General features: G+C 72.1%; 14 protein-coding genes. 6 read left to right on the top strand and 8 right to left on the bottom strand.

Going from position 1 to position 14267, the window contains the following annotated elements; genetic code table 11:
• Window positions 1-74: 74 nt before the first annotated feature.
• Genes ACWDVW_RS30980 through ACWDVW_RS30970 form a run of 3 tightly spaced genes read left to right on the top strand, consistent with a single transcriptional unit; the run spans window position 75 to window position 2052 of the window.
• Window positions 75-446 carry a GntR family transcriptional regulator gene (locus ACWDVW_RS30980; RefSeq protein WP_449956068.1) on the top strand — a complete coding sequence of 124 codons (372 nt, stop codon included), beginning with the start codon at window positions 75-77 and terminating at the stop codon, window positions 444-446.
• Window positions 443-1363: an ABC transporter ATP-binding protein gene (locus tag ACWDVW_RS30975; RefSeq protein WP_449956065.1), complete on the top strand. Its 921-nt coding sequence runs from the start codon at window positions 443-445 to the stop codon at window positions 1361-1363. Before ACWDVW_RS30980 ends, ACWDVW_RS30975 begins: the two co-directional genes overlap by 4 nt.
• Entirely contained in the window at window positions 1360-2052 is a 693-nt protein-coding gene (locus ACWDVW_RS30970; protein WP_449956062.1) for an ABC transporter permease, read from the top strand. The genes ACWDVW_RS30975 and ACWDVW_RS30970 overlap by 4 nt, the downstream gene beginning before the upstream one ends.
• 115 nt (window positions 2053-2167) lie before the next feature.
• On the opposite strand, the gene ACWDVW_RS30965 is transcribed toward ACWDVW_RS30970, so the two are convergent.
• The 3 genes from ACWDVW_RS30965 to ACWDVW_RS30955 all read right to left on the bottom strand — a co-directional run bounded on the left by ACWDVW_RS30965 (window position 2168) and on the right by ACWDVW_RS30955 (window position 6725).
• A complete protein-coding gene (locus ACWDVW_RS30965) occupies window positions 2168-4336 on the bottom strand; it encodes a carbohydrate-binding module family 20 domain-containing protein (RefSeq protein ID WP_449956060.1) in 2169 nt (722 codons plus the stop codon).
• Between the two features lie 212 nt (window positions 4337-4548).
• Entirely contained in the window at window positions 4549-6075 is a 1527-nt protein-coding gene (locus ACWDVW_RS30960) for a DUF6297 family protein (RefSeq protein WP_449956057.1), read from the bottom strand.
• Window positions 6072-6725, bottom strand: coding sequence for an ABC transporter ATP-binding protein (locus ACWDVW_RS30955; RefSeq protein ID WP_449956054.1), 654 nt, complete (start codon window positions 6723-6725; stop codon window positions 6072-6074). The genes ACWDVW_RS30960 and ACWDVW_RS30955 overlap by 4 nt, the downstream gene beginning before the upstream one ends.
• A gap of 64 nt (window positions 6726-6789) precedes the next feature.
• Between ACWDVW_RS30955 and ACWDVW_RS30950 the strand changes: the two genes are divergently transcribed.
• Complete coding sequence (locus ACWDVW_RS30950; RefSeq protein ID WP_449956052.1) at window positions 6790-7719, top strand: LLM class F420-dependent oxidoreductase; 930 nt, start codon at window positions 6790-6792, stop codon at window positions 7717-7719.
• 78 nt (window positions 7720-7797) lie between these two features.
• Here the strand turns inward: ACWDVW_RS30950 and ACWDVW_RS30945 are convergent, their stop codons facing one another.
• On the bottom strand, window positions 7798-8187 hold the full coding sequence (locus tag ACWDVW_RS30945) for a thrombospondin type 3 repeat-containing protein (RefSeq protein ID WP_396693401.1): 390 nt from the start codon (window positions 8185-8187) through the stop codon (window positions 7798-7800).
• 59 nt (window positions 8188-8246) lie between these two features.
• Between ACWDVW_RS30945 and ACWDVW_RS30940 the strand changes: the two genes are divergently transcribed.
• Window positions 8247-9482 carry an FAD-binding protein gene (locus ACWDVW_RS30940; RefSeq protein WP_449956049.1) on the top strand — a complete coding sequence of 412 codons (1236 nt, stop codon included), beginning with the start codon at window positions 8247-8249 and terminating at the stop codon, window positions 9480-9482.
• A 13-nt stretch (window positions 9483-9495) separates the two neighbouring features.
• Here the strand turns inward: ACWDVW_RS30940 and ACWDVW_RS30935 are convergent, their stop codons facing one another.
• From ACWDVW_RS30935 to ACWDVW_RS30925, 3 genes are all read right to left on the bottom strand, one after another.
• Window positions 9496-10635, bottom strand: coding sequence for a site-2 protease family protein (locus tag ACWDVW_RS30935; protein WP_449956047.1), 1140 nt, complete (start codon window positions 10633-10635; stop codon window positions 9496-9498).
• 194 nt (window positions 10636-10829) lie between these two features.
• Entirely contained in the window at window positions 10830-11063 is a 234-nt protein-coding gene (locus ACWDVW_RS30930) for a hypothetical protein (protein WP_449956044.1), read from the bottom strand.
• 46 nt (window positions 11064-11109) lie between these two features.
• Window positions 11110-12039, bottom strand: coding sequence for an SDR family NAD(P)-dependent oxidoreductase (locus ACWDVW_RS30925; protein ID WP_449956042.1), 930 nt, complete (start codon window positions 12037-12039; stop codon window positions 11110-11112).
• A 216-nt stretch (window positions 12040-12255) separates the two neighbouring features.
• Here ACWDVW_RS30925 and ACWDVW_RS30920 point away from each other — a divergent pair, with 216 nt between their 5' ends.
• On the top strand, window positions 12256-12873 hold the full coding sequence (locus tag ACWDVW_RS30920; protein WP_449956039.1) for a TetR family transcriptional regulator: 618 nt from the start codon (window positions 12256-12258) through the stop codon (window positions 12871-12873).
• 127 nt (window positions 12874-13000) lie between these two features.
• On the opposite strand, the gene ACWDVW_RS30915 is transcribed toward ACWDVW_RS30920, so the two are convergent.
• Entirely contained in the window at window positions 13001-13753 is a 753-nt protein-coding gene (locus ACWDVW_RS30915) for a L,D-transpeptidase (protein WP_449956036.1), read from the bottom strand.
• Window positions 13754-14267: the final 514 nt, after the last annotated feature.

The following is a 14267-nucleotide window of genomic DNA, read 5'->3' as shown; positions in this document are numbered from 1 at the left end:
TGACAGCGACACCGCTCCGGTTGCATGGTTAGTTACATGAGTAGTGAACCGGTCAACCAGGGTGGCGGACCAGGGTGGCGGACGTGATGGAGGACGGCCGACCGATCTTTCTCCAGATCGCCGAGCTGCTGGAGAACTCGATCCTGGACGGGACGTTGGCCGAGGAGGAGCAGGTGCCGTCCACGAACGAGCTGGCGGCCTTCCACCGGATCAACCCGGCGACCGCCGCCAAAGGGGTCAACAAGCTCGTGGACGACGGAACGCTCTACAAGAAACGAGGAATCGGGATGTTCGTCTCCTCCGGCGCCCGCACCACGCTGCGCGGTCGACGCCGTGACGAGTTCGCCCGGCAGTACGTGCAACCGCTGGTCGCCGAGGCGCGCAAGCTCGGCATCGACCCGGCGGAACTCAAGCGCATGATCGACAGTTGGGAGGGGGAGCGATGAGCCCCGTCGTCACCGTCACCGACCTGACCAAGCGGTACCGGGGCGTCACGGCGCTGGACCGGGTCAGCTTCTCGCTCGCCGGGAACCGGATCTACGGCCTGCTGGGACGCAACGGCGCCGGCAAGACCACGCTGATGCAGATCCTCACCGCGCAGAACTTCGCCACCTCCGGTGAGGTCGCGGTCTTCGGGCAGCACCCGTACGAGAACGAGGGCGTGCTCTCCCGGACCTGCTTCATCAAGGAGAGCCAGACGTACCCGTCGAACCTGCGGGTGGAGCACGTGCTGCGGGCGGCCAGGCTGGTCTATCCGAACTGGGCCGAGGAGTTCGCCCGGCAGTTGGTCGACGACTTCCGGCTGCCGCCGCGGCGCAACGTCCGCAAGCTGTCCCGGGGAATGCTCTCCTCGCTCGGCATCGTCGTCGGGCTCGCCTCGCGGGCACCGTTGACCTTCTTCGACGAGCCCTACCTCGGGCTGGACGCGGTGGCCCGCCAGATCTTCTACGACCGGCTGTTGGCCGACTACACCGAGCACCCCCGCATGGTCGTGCTGTCGACCCACCTCATCGACGAGGTCAGTGACCTGATCGAGCACGTGCTGCTGATCGACGGCGGGCGGCTGCTGCTGGACGAGGAGGCGGAGGCCCTGCGCGGCCAGGTGCTCGCCGTATCCGGCCCGGTGGCAGCGGTGGACGAGTTCTCCCGTACCGCCACCGAGCTGCACCGGGTGCTGCTGGCCGGCACGGCCCGCGCCACCGTACGCGGGAACTTCGGCCCGGCCGAGCGGGAGCGGGCCCGGTCCCTGGGCCTGACCCTGGAGGCCTCGTCGTTGCAGGACACCGTCGTACGTCTGACCACCTCGACCGACGGAAACGGTGCCGGTGCCGCCGGCGCGACCAGCAAGGAGGCCGCCCGATGAACCGCGCCCTGACGGTCCCCCGGTTGCAGTTCGTCGCCTGGCCCAGCGTGGTCGGCTGGCCCTGGGCGATCCTCACCCTCAGCTTCGTCATCAACCTGGCCTTCTTCGCCTCCATGCAGGGGCGGGACATCGAGCAGACCACAGGTGGACTGGCCAGCATCTACGTCGTGATGTTCATCGCCTGCGTCAGCAGCATCACCCAGGACTTCCCGTTCTCGATCGGGTTGGGCATCTCGCGCCGCAGCTTCTATCTCGGCAACGTGCTCACCTTCGGCGCCCAGGCGGTCGTCTACGCGGCGGTGCTCTACCTGCTCGCCGTCATCGAGGAGGCCACCGGAGGCTGGGGCGTCGGCCTGACCTTCTTCGGCATCCCGTTCCTCTGGGTGGAGAACCCGGTGCTGCGGTTCCTCGGCTTCGCGATCCCGTTCCTGCTGCTCGGCTTCATCGGCATCGCGATCGCGCTGGTGTTCAAGCGGTGGGGCGTCAACGGCATGCTCACCCTGAGCACCGCGGCGCTGGTCGTGATCGGCGGGGCCGTGGTCCTGGCGACCTGGCGCGGCTGGTGGTCGGCGATCGGTGGCTGGTTCGCCGACCAGTCGGGCGCCGCCCTGCTGGTGGGCTGGCCGGCGCTGCTCACGCTGCCGCTCGCCGTCGTCAGCTACCTGATCATCCGGCGCGCGACCCCCTGACCGTCGACGGCCCGGTGACGGACGCCCGAGGGGGTGCGGGGGCCGTCGACCGGGCAGAACGGGGGCGGCCCCTCCCGACCGGGTGTCGGGAGGGGCCGTATGCGGTCGATCGCGGTCAGCGCCAGGTATCGGTCAGGGTGACCGAACCGGTGGCGGTGGCGGTGCGGTTCCCGCCCGACTCCCAGACCACCTGACCGGAGTCGGTGCGCTTGACGTACTTGTAGGAGAAGGTGGTGCCGGCCGGCACGCCCAGCCCTCCGGTCCAGACCGGGTAGGCGGTCGGCGACAGCCGGACCCCCTTGGCCGGGTCCCAGCCGCCGAGCGCGGGCAGGTCACCGACGACGTAGAGGTTCTGGCCGGGCGTCGTGGTGGCGGTCGCCCGGAAGGAGACCGTGGTGGCGTCCGGCGGGTTGCTGACCTGCTGGTTCCAGGTGGCGGTCAGGGCGGTGCCGGCGGAGCCGGTGCGGTTCGGGTCGTTCTCCCACTGCACGGTGCCGTTGCCGACCTTGACCAGCTTCCACTCGAAGGTGGTGCCCGCCGGCACCGACACCGACCCGGTCCAGGTCGGGTAGCTGCCGGACGTGGTGGAGAGCTTGACGCCGTTCGCCGGGTTCCAGGAGCCGAGCGCGGGGATCGAGCCGACGACGTACACCTCCTGACCGGGGTTGGTGGAGACGGTCGCGGTGAACCGCGTCGACCCGGCCGGGACGGACGGGCTGGCGGTCGGGGTCGGCGAGCCGGTCGGGGTCGCCGTCGGGGTCGGCGTGGCACCGTCCAGACGGGCCTCGACGTGCAGGGCGACCGCCTGGTCGGCGGCGATCGACGCGGTGAAGGCGCCGCCGGAGACGGTCACCGGACCACCCGGGCAGGCTCCGGTGGACCGGTCGTACGCGCCCCGGCCGACGTTGCAGTAGCGGCCGTCCGGCAGCGACGTGGCGAAGCTGCGGCTCCAGGCGCTGGTGGTGGCGTTGAAGGCGGCGTACCCCCGGTTGCCCCGGGCGAAGGCCAACCGCCCGTTGCCGTCGGTGACCACCGATCCGATGCCGGTGCCGGCGACCGCGTTGCGGAAGCCCGGCATGCCCGCCACTCCCGGGTTGCGGTGCTCGCAGATCCAGGCGCTGCCGGTGCAGTCGGCGGCCAGCGTGGTGCCGTTGGACGAGCTGGGCGGGCCCTGCCCGTGCACGGAACCGAACGCGTAGCTCGACATGAGCTGGGGCCGACCGTACGGGTGGGCCATCATGAACGTGTCCGCCAGGTAGTAGCGGGCACCGCTCTTGTAGGTCAGCGTCGGGTTCTCGCGCTGGGTGTCGTGGTTGTCGACGAAGACGACCGCCTGCCCGGCGGTGAGCCCGCCGTAGTTGGGCAGGTTGCCCAACTGGGCGATGTTGCCGTCGCGGAACGCCGAGGAGACGGCGCGCTGGTAGTCGAAGTTGGTCACGCCGCCGTACGGCGCGTACGCGGTGTAGGGGATCGTCCCGTCGCCGTACACCTCGTGGAACAGGTCAGGCCGACCGCCGAACCCGGGTACGTCCCGCAACCGGTTGATGATGTCGCCCAGGTGCGCCTCCTGCACGTGCTTGGCCGCGTCCACCCGGAAGCCGGCCACGCCCAGGTCGATCACCGCGTTCATGTACTTGGCGATCTTGCGCCGCACCTCGGGGTCGGCGGTGTTCAGGTCGGCCAGGTCGAGCAGTTCGCAGTCCTGGACCTCCTGCTTGTTGCCCCAGTTGCTGATCCGCCGGTAGCAGGGCGCGAAGTCGCCGTACCCGTAGCTGTCGCCGGAACCGTCGTTGAACAGGTTGGGGTAGCTGTACTTGCCGTAGACGGTGCCGGCGCTGCCCGGGCCGCTGCCCGCCGAGCCGGTGCCGCTCATGTGGTTGAGCACCATGTCCACATAGATCTTCACGCCCTGGGCGCGGCAGCGCTCGACCATGTCGACGAACTGGGCCTTGGTGCCGCGCCGGGTCGAGTCCAGCCGGTACGACACCGGCTGGTAGTCCTGCCACCACGGGTACGTGGCGCCCTCGGCGCTGGGCAGCACCACGTGCTCCTGCGGCGGGGAGACCTGCACGCCGCCCCAACCCTGGGGCCCGAGGGTGCTCTCGCACTCCTGCGCGACGGAGTCCCACCGCCACTGGAACAGGTGGACGATCGCGTCGCCGTTGACGCGTACGTCGGCTGCGCTGGCCGGCGCGGTGCCGGCGGCGACGACGGTGAGACCGGCCGCGACAAGTGTCGCGGCCAGGGCCGCGGGTATCGCGGCGCGGGGACGGGGGATTCGCACGGGCCCTCCTCGGGGGACGGTCAGGCAGACGTGGTGACAGCACAGGTTCCTGCAAGCTATGCAAGAAGTTGCGGTGATGGCGTGACCGTAACAGTGACGTCGATGCTTGGGAACCTCTGATTCACACGTCGACCCAACTGCGAGCAGCCTCTTGCGGAAGGCTGAAAACGCTGCAAGAATTTGCGTCCACCTCGGCCGGAACAGCCGGTGACTCACACCCGAGGGCGACGTCCGTCCGTGCCGAAACGCAGATAGGCCAGCACCGCCAGCACCGCGCACACCGCCTGGACGGCGACCCAACCCCAGCCCGGCCGGACCGGCCCGAGCAGGGCCACCAGGGTCGGCGTCGCGAACAGCAGCACGTCGGTCCCGTTGAGCAGCCACAGCACCGGGCCGGGCGAGAAGGCGCCCATCGGGGTGACGACCAGCGGAAGGGAGTGGTCGATCCGACCCGCCTGCGCCCGCCGGACGGCCATCATCGCGGCCGTCGGGCCGAACGCCAACCCGAGCGCCCACCAGGGGCCCGGCGGCAGGTCACCGAGCCACCCCAGCACCGCCACGGCCAGTCCGGACCAGGCCGTGGCCAGCGCCGTCGGCACGACCAGCCGGATCGCGACCGCTCGCCGGCCGGTCAGCCCGAGCAGCCGCAGCAGCGCCGGATGGGCCGCGTCGCGGCGCAGCGCGTCGAGGGTGACCCCGGCGGTGGTGACCGCCCCCAGCACCAGGGCGGTCGCCGGCAGCCAGCCGGCACCCGCGGCGAGCAACGCCGGCAGTGGAGTCGCCAGGGCCAGCCAGCCCAGCCGCCAACCGCGTCGGCGCAGCACCAGCAGGTCCTGTTGCAGCGGCACCAGCCGGCCGAACCGGGGACGCAGCGGCCGGGAGCGCAGGGCCCGCCGCCGCCAGTACCGTCGCTCACGCAGGTCGGCGAGGAACGACGGCTCGACGGCGTACGCGGCGTCCAGATACGTGCCGACGGTCAGCGACGGCTCGTGCAGCCGGACGTCGGGCAGGCGCGCCAGGTCGCGGACGGCCACGGCGGTGAGGCCCGCGACGAGGAGCAGGACGCCGAGGGTGAGGGGGAGCGGCGGCGCGTCGACGCCGGGCAGCGTCGGCATCGGTCGTACCCGGGTGAGCAGCACCGTCGCGCCCAGCGCCACCAGCAGCGCCGGCAGCGTGGCGTCCAGCACCCGGGCGTACCCCGGCCGTCGCTGCGCGGCCGTCGCGAGCAGCGCCAGGAGCGCACCGGCGGCCGTACCCAGGGCGAGCCAACCGGCCAGGGCGGACCCGGCGACCGGGCGGACCGCCAGGCGGGCGGCGCCGGCCAACGCCAGCAACGCGCCGATGACCGCACCGACCGCCAGCGCCCGCACCAGCGCCGGCAGCAGCAGACCACGCCGGGGCACCGGCGCCGGCAGCAGCCAGGTCAGCTCACCGCGTCCGAGGACCAACGGGCCGGTCTGACGCAACAGCAGCAACAGGCCGACGGCACCCGCACCCAGCAGCACCAGCACGACGAGCCGGTCCGGCGGGGCCGCCCCCGCCGCCGGCCACATCGCCGACCCGACCCCCGGACCGAACAGCCCGACCGCCATCGCCACCGTCAGCACCAGCAGGTACGCGCTCTCCAACGAGAGCGAGGGGGCGCGTTCGGCCCGCTGCCGGCGCACCCAGCGGCGCAGCCGGCGGGCGGTCGGCGGCACCGGCTCCCGGCGGGTCGGCGCCTCGGCCACCCGCGTCATGTGCCCGCGTCGGGCGTCGGTGACCCGGTGTGCAGCCGGAGGACCGGACAGTCGAGGGCGGCGACGAAGACCGGATCGTGACTGGCGAACAGCAGGCTCCCACCGGCGGCCAGGTGGTCGCCGAGCAGCCCGGCCACCACCGGCCGGATCGCCGCGTCCAGCCGCTGTTCCGGCTCGTCCAGCACCAGCAGCTCCGCCGGACGGGCCAGGGCGGCGGCCAGCAGCAGCCGTTGCCGCTCGCCCGAGGAGAGTCGGTCCGGGGTGCCGTCGCCGAGGTCGCGCAGGCCCAACACGGACAGCAGCTCGTCCACCCGACCGTCGGCCGGGTCGTCGCCACCGGCCAACCGGACCAGCTCCACGTGCTCCCGGACGGTCAGTCCGGCGTACCAACTGGGCTGCTCGACGGTGGCCACCACCCGGCGCCAGAACGCGGCCGAGCCGTCCGGCGCGGCCCCGAAGACCCGGACCCGGCCCGCGGTGGGGTCGGTCAGGCCGGTGACGCAGCGCAACACGGTGGACTTGCCCGCACCGTTCTCGCCGACCAGGCAGAGCGCGCCGCCCGCCGGCAGGTCGAAGTCGACGTCCCGCACCACGGTCACGCTGCCGAACGTGACGTGCAGGTCCGCTACGGCGACGACCGGTTCACCCACCGCACCACCCTAGATCGGGTGCACAAGTCGGGCGGTACGGCGCTGGGCTTTCTATGCTCGGTCCATGGAACTGCGGATCTTCACCGAACCTCAGCAGGGCGCGACCTACGACGACCTGCTGGCCGTGGCCCGCCGCGCCGAGGAGACCGGCTTCGGCGCCTTCTTCCGCTCGGACCACTACCTCAAGATGGGGTCGGTCAGCGGCGAGCCGGGCCCCACCGACGCCTGGACGACCCTGGCCGGGCTGGCCCGGGACACCCGCTCGATCCGGCTCGGCACGCTGATGACCGCCGCGACGTTCCGGCTGCCCGGCCCGTTGGCCATCACCGTCGCGCAGGTCGACCAGATGAGCGGCGGCCGGGTCGAACTGGGCATCGGCACCGGGTGGTACGACGCCGAGCACAGCGCGTACGGCATCCCGTTCCCGGCGCTCAAGGAGCGCTTCGACCGGCTGGACGAACAGCTCGCCGTGATCACCGGTCTGTGGCGTACCCCGCCGGGGGAGACGTTCGCCTTCACCGGCCGCCACTACCAGGTCAGCGACTCACCGGCGCTGCCCAAGCCGGTGCAGCAGCCGCACCCGCCGATCCTGCTCGGCGGCATGGGCGCGAAGCGGACCCCGCAGCTCACCGCCAGGTACGCCGACGAGTTCAACCTGCCGTTCGTCTCGATCGACGACACGGTCACCCAGTTCGGTCGGGTGCGTGCCGCCTGCCAGGAGATCGGCCGGAACCCGGACGAGTTGACCTGGTCCAACGCGCTGGTGCTCTGCTGCGGCAAGGACGACGCCGAGGTGGCCCGGCGGGCCGCCGCGATCGGCCGGGAGGCGGACGAGCTGCGCGAGAACGGGCTGGCCGGTACGCCCGCCGAGGTGGTCGACAAGCTCGGCCGGTACGCCTCGGTGGGAAGCCAGCGGGCCTACCTCCAGGTGCTCGACCTGGGCGACCTGGACCACCTGGACCTCGTCGCCTCGGAGGTGCTGCCGCAGCTCTGAGCGGTGCGGCTGCTCCGGGCGGGCGGCTGCTCCGGGCGGTGCGGCTGGTCTTGGCGGTGCGGTGTCGACCCCGGCCCGTCAGCGGGTCGGGGTCCGCAGCACGGTCTCCAGCCGCCCGTCGCGGTCGTTGTCGAGGTAGGTGACGTCCGGGATCCCGTCGCCGTCGAGGTCGTACTGCACCACGTCGGCCACACCGTCGCCGTCGAAGTCGGTGACCACCGCGACCGAACCGTCCAGGTGCCGGCTGACGATCGACCGCGCGCCGCCCTCGATCCGGGGCGGCGGGCCCGGGGTCGGCACCGGCGAAGGTGCCGGTCCCGGCGCGGGTGACGGCTGCGGGGTGGGCTGGCCCGCCGGGTACGCACCGGTCGGCGCGCTGGCCGGGAACACCCCGCTGCCGGTCGGGTCGATCTCCTCCTCGGAGGGGTACACGTCGCCACGAGGGGCGGGATCACGGTAGCTGCTCATCGGCGTAGGGTTCCCCGACGGAGCCGACGGTAACCGTCGGCAGGGCAGGGGGAGGTCGCGTGTCGACGCAGCGCAACTGGGCGGGCAACATCCGGTACTCCGCGCGGGCGTACCACCGGCCGTCGTCCGTGGACGAGCTGCGCGAGCTGGTCGCCGACAGTGAGCACATCCGGGCGGTGGGCAGCGGACACTCCTTCAACCGGCTCGGTGACACCACCGGCGACCTGGTCGACCTGTCCGGGCTGCCGGACACGATCCGGCTCGACCCGCAGCGCCGGACCGTCGACGTCCCGGCCGCGATCCGCTACGGCGACCTGGCCACCTGGCTGCACCAGCGGGGGTACGCGCTGGCCAACCTCGCCTCCCTGCCACACATCTCGGTGGCCGGCGCGGTCGCCACCGGCACCCACGGTTCCGGTGTCACCGTCGGCAACCTGGCCACCGCCGTCGCCGGACTCGAACTGGTCACCGGCACCGGCGACCTGCACACCGTCGACCGGGACTCGGCCGACTTCGCCGGCACGGTCGTCGCCCTCGGGGCCCTCGGCGTGGTCACCCGGGTCACCCTGGACGTGGTGCCCACCTACGACGTCCGGCAGTACGTCCGGCTGGACCTGCCCCGCGCCGCGCTGGACGAGGCGCTCGCCGCCGCGTACAGCGTCAGTGTCTTCACCGACTGGCGCTCCACCCTCGGCACCCAGGTCTGGCGCAAGCAACTCGCCGACCAGCCGCCACCGCCCGCCGACTGGCTCGGCACCACGGCGGCCGACCGGCCCTGGCACCCGGTGCCCGGGATGCCCACGGTGAACTGCACCGAGCAGCTCGGGGTGGCCGGGCCGTGGCACGAGCGGTTGCCGCACTTCCGGCTCGGCTTCACCCCGAGCAGCGGCGACGAGTTGCAGTCCGAGTACCACCTGCCGCGCGCCGACGCCGCCGAGGCACTGGCCGCGTTGGACGAGGTGGCCCACCTGATCGCCCCGGTGTCGCAGACCAGCGAGCTGCGGACCATCGCGGCCGACACGCTGTGGCTAAGCCCGCAGTACGACCGGGAGACCCTCGCGATCCACTTCACCTGGATCGCCGACACCGCCAGGGTGCTGCCGGTGCTCGCCGAGGTGGAACGCGCCCTGGCCCCCTTCGCCCCGCGTCCGCACTGGGGCAAGGTCTTCACCCTGCCGCCCGAGACGATCGCGGCCACCTACCCCCGCTGGGCGGACTTCGCCGCGCTGCTCACCCGGCTGGACCCGGCCGGCAGGTTCCGCACCGGGGAACTGGACCGCCTCTTCCCCCGCTGACCTCGCGGTGAGGTCAGCGGTCGGCGGTGACCTGGTCGCGCATGCTGCCGCGTTGCACGGCCCGGCTGATGTCGCTGGGCGAGACGATGCCGACCAGGCGACCGTCGGTGACCACCAGCGCCCGCCCGTCGGCGCAGTCGCTGAGCCGGGGCAGCAGGTCGGTGAGCTGCTCGTCGGGGGAGGCGAGCACCAACTCGTCGGAGCGGCAGGCCACCGACTCCAGCGTGGTGCTGCCCCGCGCGTCACTCGGCACACCGCGTACCCGGTCGAGGGTGACCAGGCCGACCGGTCGGCCGTCCTCGGTCAACGGCAGCGCGGTGTGCCGGTAGGCGAACAGGTAGTTGTCCACGAAGTCGGCCACCGTCATCTCGCCCGAGGCGGTCTGCGGCTGCGGCGTCATCACGTCGGCCACCCGGATCCCGCGCAGCGCCGAGCCCACCCGCGCCTGCCGCTCCTCCAGACTGGCCGCGCCGATCAGGAACCAGCCGATCAGGGCCAGCCAGAGCCCGCCCACACCGGCGCCGGTGAGGAACCGGAACAACCCGAAACCGATCAGCGCCAGACCCAGCACCCACCCGGCCCGCGCCGCCACCACCGTCGCCCGGGTCCGGTCCCCGGTGGCCTTCCACACCGCCGCCCGCAGCAGCCGCCCACCGTCGAGCGGGGCGGCCGGCAGGATGTTGAAGACCGCCAGCAGCAGGTTGATCCCGCCCAGCCAGGCCATCACACCCAGCCACAGCCCGTGCACCCCGGCGACGTTGAGCAGCATCGCGAGCACCCCGAAGAAGGCGCCGATGATCAGGCTGACCAGCGGCCCCACCCCGGCGATCCGCAGCTCGGCACCGGGCGTACGGGCCTCGCCGCGCAACTCCGCCACCCCGCCGAACAGCCAGAGGGTGATCCCACCGACGCCCAACCCGTTGCGCTTGGCCACCACCGCGTGCGACACCTCGTGCGCCAGCAGGCCCAGGAAGAACACGATGGCCGCCGCCAGCCCCGCCAGCACGTACGCGACCACCGACCGGTCCGGGTACGACACCGGGAACAGGTTGGCCGACAGCCCCCACCAGATCAGCGCGAAGATGACCAGGACGCTCCAGTTGACCCCGACGGGTACGCCCACGATCCGGCCGAGCCGGAAACTCGCCCTCATGTGTCGCTGATACCCCCGCAGGTCGTTTCCATGCCAGTCCGGAACGTCGCCACTGCGGCTACCTGCCGGTCCTCGTCCCCGAGCGCCGCAAGGAGCCCGGCAGGGCGCATCAGCCACGGCGCTCGACGAAGCTCATGAATCCGTGCGGCCAGAGCACCACCCGACATCCATGCGCGTCGCAGCCCCGCAATCCGTCAGAGCGCGGAGTGGGGCCCACCGAGGTCAGGCCCGACATGGCGGCAGAACTGCGGTCCGCCGACTGCCCAGATGAAGCCGGTGCTGGTCAGCGTGAGGATGACCAGTCCCACCACACCCGGCACTTCGTCGCCGACGAAGGCGAACAGACCGAGGACCCCACCGCCCACGAGTACCGGCCACCAGAGCCGGGCCTGGCGGGTGACGGTCGGCACCGCAGCCGATGGGGTCATCCGGTCTCCTCACTGACTCGCTACGCGGTGGCCGGAGGGCGGTCGATCACAGGTCCGGGATCTCGCCGCCGCTGGTGCCGCTGAGCATGCCACCGTCGACCACGACGCTCGTACCGGTCAGGAAGCTCATCTCGGCCGAGGCGAGGTTGAGCGCAGCGGCGGCCATCTCCTCCGGCTTGGCCATCCGGCGTAGGCCGTCGACGTTGACGCGGCCCCATTCGGCCTTTCCGGCCGCCCACTGCTCGTCGGTGATGCCCGGCGGCCGTTGCGCCTCCACCAGCGCGGTCTCGGTGGTGCCGGGGGCCAGCGACACGACCCGGATGCCGTACTGGCCGAGCTCGATGGCGGCGGTACGGACGATCCCGGTGACCGCGCTCTTGCTCGACGAGTACGCGGACAGGCCGTACCGGGTGGTGAACTCGTTGGCGGAGCCGGTGACCAGGATGACGCCGCCCTTGGCCTTCATGTGCCGGATCTGGTACTTGATGGAGAGGAAGACGCCCCGGGTGTTGGTCTCCGCGTGCGCGTCCCAGCCGGCCACGCTCGTCTGCTCCAGGGTGGTCCACGGTTCCTGGATGCCGGCGTTGTTGAACGCCACGTCCAGGCCGCCGTAGCGCTGCGCGATCCGGTCCACGAAGGTCTTCACCTCGGCCGGCTGTCGGACGTCGGCCCGCAGGTAGGTCGCCTCGCCGCCGGCCGCCCGGATCTCCCGTTGCACCTCGCGTCCCAGGTGCTCGCGTCGGCCGCAGAAGCCGACCTTGGCACCTTCGGCGGCGAAGGCGAGTGCGGCGGCCCGGCCGATGCCGGAGGTGGCGCCGGTGATGAGGACGACCTTGCCCGCGTACCGGCGCTGTCGGGCCGGAGTGGCGGCGGCGCCGGCGGGGGTCGCGCTGCCGGCCAGGACGCCGGTGGCGGCGACGGCTGCGGCCGTGCCGGTGAGCAGGGTACGTCGGTCGACGGATCGGCGGTCGGGCATGGCTGGACTCCTTGTCGGGGTGCCAGGTCGTCCTGGCGCGGGGTTTCGTCGACGGGCCCGGTGCGGACGACGGCGTGGAGTGCGATCGCAGGAGGCCCCGCCGCCGGTGCGCGCCGGGCACGGTAATCTCCCGCTGAACGGTTTTGCGAGTCGCCGCTCGTGTTCGTTGACCACGATACGAGTAATCGCTCGCATTTTTCAAGGGAGGGCTCGACAGTGGAGGCGACTGAGGATCGGCCACGGCGTCGACAGGCGCGCGGCGAGCGGCGGATCGCCGACATCCTCGACGCGGCCGCATCCGTCTTCGGGGAGTCGGGCTACGAGAACGCGACGACCAACGCCATCGCCACCGCGGCCGGCATCTCACCCGGCTCGCTGTACCAGTTCTTCCCGAACAAGGAGGCGATCGCGCAGGCACTGGCCGACCGGTTCGTCAGCCGGATGCGCGAGGCGCACCAGGGCGCGTTCGAGGGTGCCGACTTCGCCACAATGGACCTCGACGGCCTGCTCGACCGGGTGGTCGACCCGATCCTGGCCTTCAACCTCGACAACCCGGGATTCAAGGCGCTGTTCGCCCGGCCCGACATGCCGGCCGGACTCACCCAGGCGGCGGCGCCGATCCAGGCCGCCCTGCTGGGCCGGGTCGAGGCCGTTCTCGCCGCCCGCGTTCCCGACCTGGCGGCGCAGGATCGCATCCGGGCAGCGCGCACGCTGGTACAGGTCTTCAAGGGGATGCTGCCGATCGTCGTCACCGCGCCCGAGGGCGAACGGGAGATCGAGGTACGCGAGCTCAAGAAGGTGCTGCGCGGCTACCTGGCCCCGATCGTCGGCTGAGCCGGGGACGACGTGTACCCGCCGTCGGTCCGCTCCGGCGGTGCCCGTCGCGTTGGGTGGTGCCCGTCGCGTTGGTGGTGCTAGTCGTGCCGGGTGGTGCTGGTCGCGTTGGGTGGAGCCGGTGCACTCAGGCGGTCGACGGTGCCGCGGGTAGTTCGTCGACGACCACCACGGGGCTGCCCTCGGGTACCTCCTTGAGCAACAGGCGCTGCCCGCTGGGGGTGAGCCGGATGCAGCCGTTGGTGGTCTGTCGACCCAGTTCGCCGTCGTGGTACCAGGTGTGGATGCCGATGTGGGCGCCGCGCAGCCCGGCCGGCACCGAGTCCGGGTCGTCGGGGATCGAGCCGAGGGCGTAGATGTCCACCCCGCCGTAGACGCTCTCCGGCGGTGGGGTGCGGCCCAGGACGAAGGTGCGGCCCAGCGGTGTCTCCTGGCCGCGCTGGCCCAGGCTGACCTGCCAGGTACGGCGGGCGACCCCGTCGCGATACCAGGTGAGGCGGTACGGCACCCGTTCCACCACGATCTGGTCCCGCAGCGCGACGGTCCGGAAGCCACCGGGCGGCAGCCAGGCCAGCTTGCGGTTGGCCGACGGCAGCAGGACGGCGGCCCAGCCCTGCTCGCGTCGGGCGATCGGCATGGTGAGCGGCACCCCGCTGATGGTGGGCATCAGGAAGGCGACCGGTCGCCCGCCCGGCCCGTCGTACGCGGCCAGTCGTCGGGTCGGCCGCAGCCCCTCGGTCAACGGGGTGGTGTCCAGGGTGTCCGGATCGTCGGGGAAGCCGGTCGGCGCCGGGTCGTAGTCGATCTCAGGCAGGTCGTCCGGTGCCGGTGCGGCGGAGGCGACGATCTCGTCGAGCGGTGGCGGCGTCGTACTCGGCATCTCCGCCCGGTCGCTCGGCCGTGGGATCGGTGCCGGTTCCGGCGACGGTGTCAGTGCCCAGCCCGCGTACGTCGACCCGCCCAGCAACACGGCGACCCCGACCGCCGCGACGACTCCCCGTCGCCCTCTTCCCCAATCCCCAATCCGCACAACTAACCCTAACAACCCAGAAACCCCAAAAACCCCATTTCCCCACGCCCACCCACCCTACCCCCGCCCTCGGACCGCGTTGATCAAGAAGTTCGCGTCACGCCGGAGCTGGAATCCGGACGCAAACCTCTTGATCACCCCGTAACGGCGGGCGCGGTGCGCCGCTGCGTGCGGCTGGCCGGGGGTGCCGGTGATCAAGGAGTTTGCGTCGAGATCCGGTGGGACTTTGGCGCAAACTTCTTGATCAACACGGCGGGGCGGGGTGGGGTGGGGTGGGGTGGGGTGGTCGGCGGCAGCGTGGCGCTGGCCATCGTCTGGGTGAACATGTTCAACCGGGAGGGGGCGTTCAACTCCAGATCGGAAG

The sequence above is a fragment of the Micromonospora sp. NPDC003241 genome (assembly GCF_053589795.1).
The sequence above is the reverse complement of the archived record's forward strand: the minus strand, read 5'-3'. Positions and strand labels throughout refer to the sequence as shown.

Bases quoted from the DNA above. Each gene is read 5' to 3' on its own strand.
- ACWDVW_RS30975 (WP_449956065.1), top strand. From the start codon at position 443: ATGAGCCCCGTCGTCACCGTCACCGACCTGACCAAGCGGTACCGGGGC.
- ACWDVW_RS30970 (WP_449956062.1), top strand. From the start codon at position 1,360: ATGAACCGCGCCCTGACGGTCCCCCGGTTGCAGTTCGTCGCCTGGCCC.
- ACWDVW_RS30960 (WP_449956057.1), bottom strand. From the start codon at position 6,075: ATGACGCGGGTGGCCGAGGCGCCGACCCGCCGGGAGCCGGTGCCGCCG.
- ACWDVW_RS30950 (WP_449956052.1), top strand. From the start codon at position 6,790: ATGGAACTGCGGATCTTCACCGAACCTCAGCAGGGCGCGACCTACGAC.
- ACWDVW_RS30945 (WP_396693401.1), bottom strand. From the start codon at position 8,187: ATGAGCAGCTACCGTGATCCCGCCCCTCGTGGCGACGTGTACCCCTCC.
- ACWDVW_RS30935 (WP_449956047.1), bottom strand. From the start codon at position 10,635: ATGAGGGCGAGTTTCCGGCTCGGCCGGATCGTGGGCGTACCCGTCGGG.
- ACWDVW_RS30930 (WP_449956044.1), bottom strand. From the start codon at position 11,063: ATGACCCCATCGGCTGCGGTGCCGACCGTCACCCGCCAGGCCCGGCTC.
- ACWDVW_RS30925 (WP_449956042.1), bottom strand. From the start codon at position 12,039: ATGCCCGACCGCCGATCCGTCGACCGACGTACCCTGCTCACCGGCACG.
- ACWDVW_RS30915 (WP_449956036.1), bottom strand. From the start codon at position 13,753: ATGCCGAGTACGACGCCGCCACCGCTCGACGAGATCGTCGCCTCCGCC.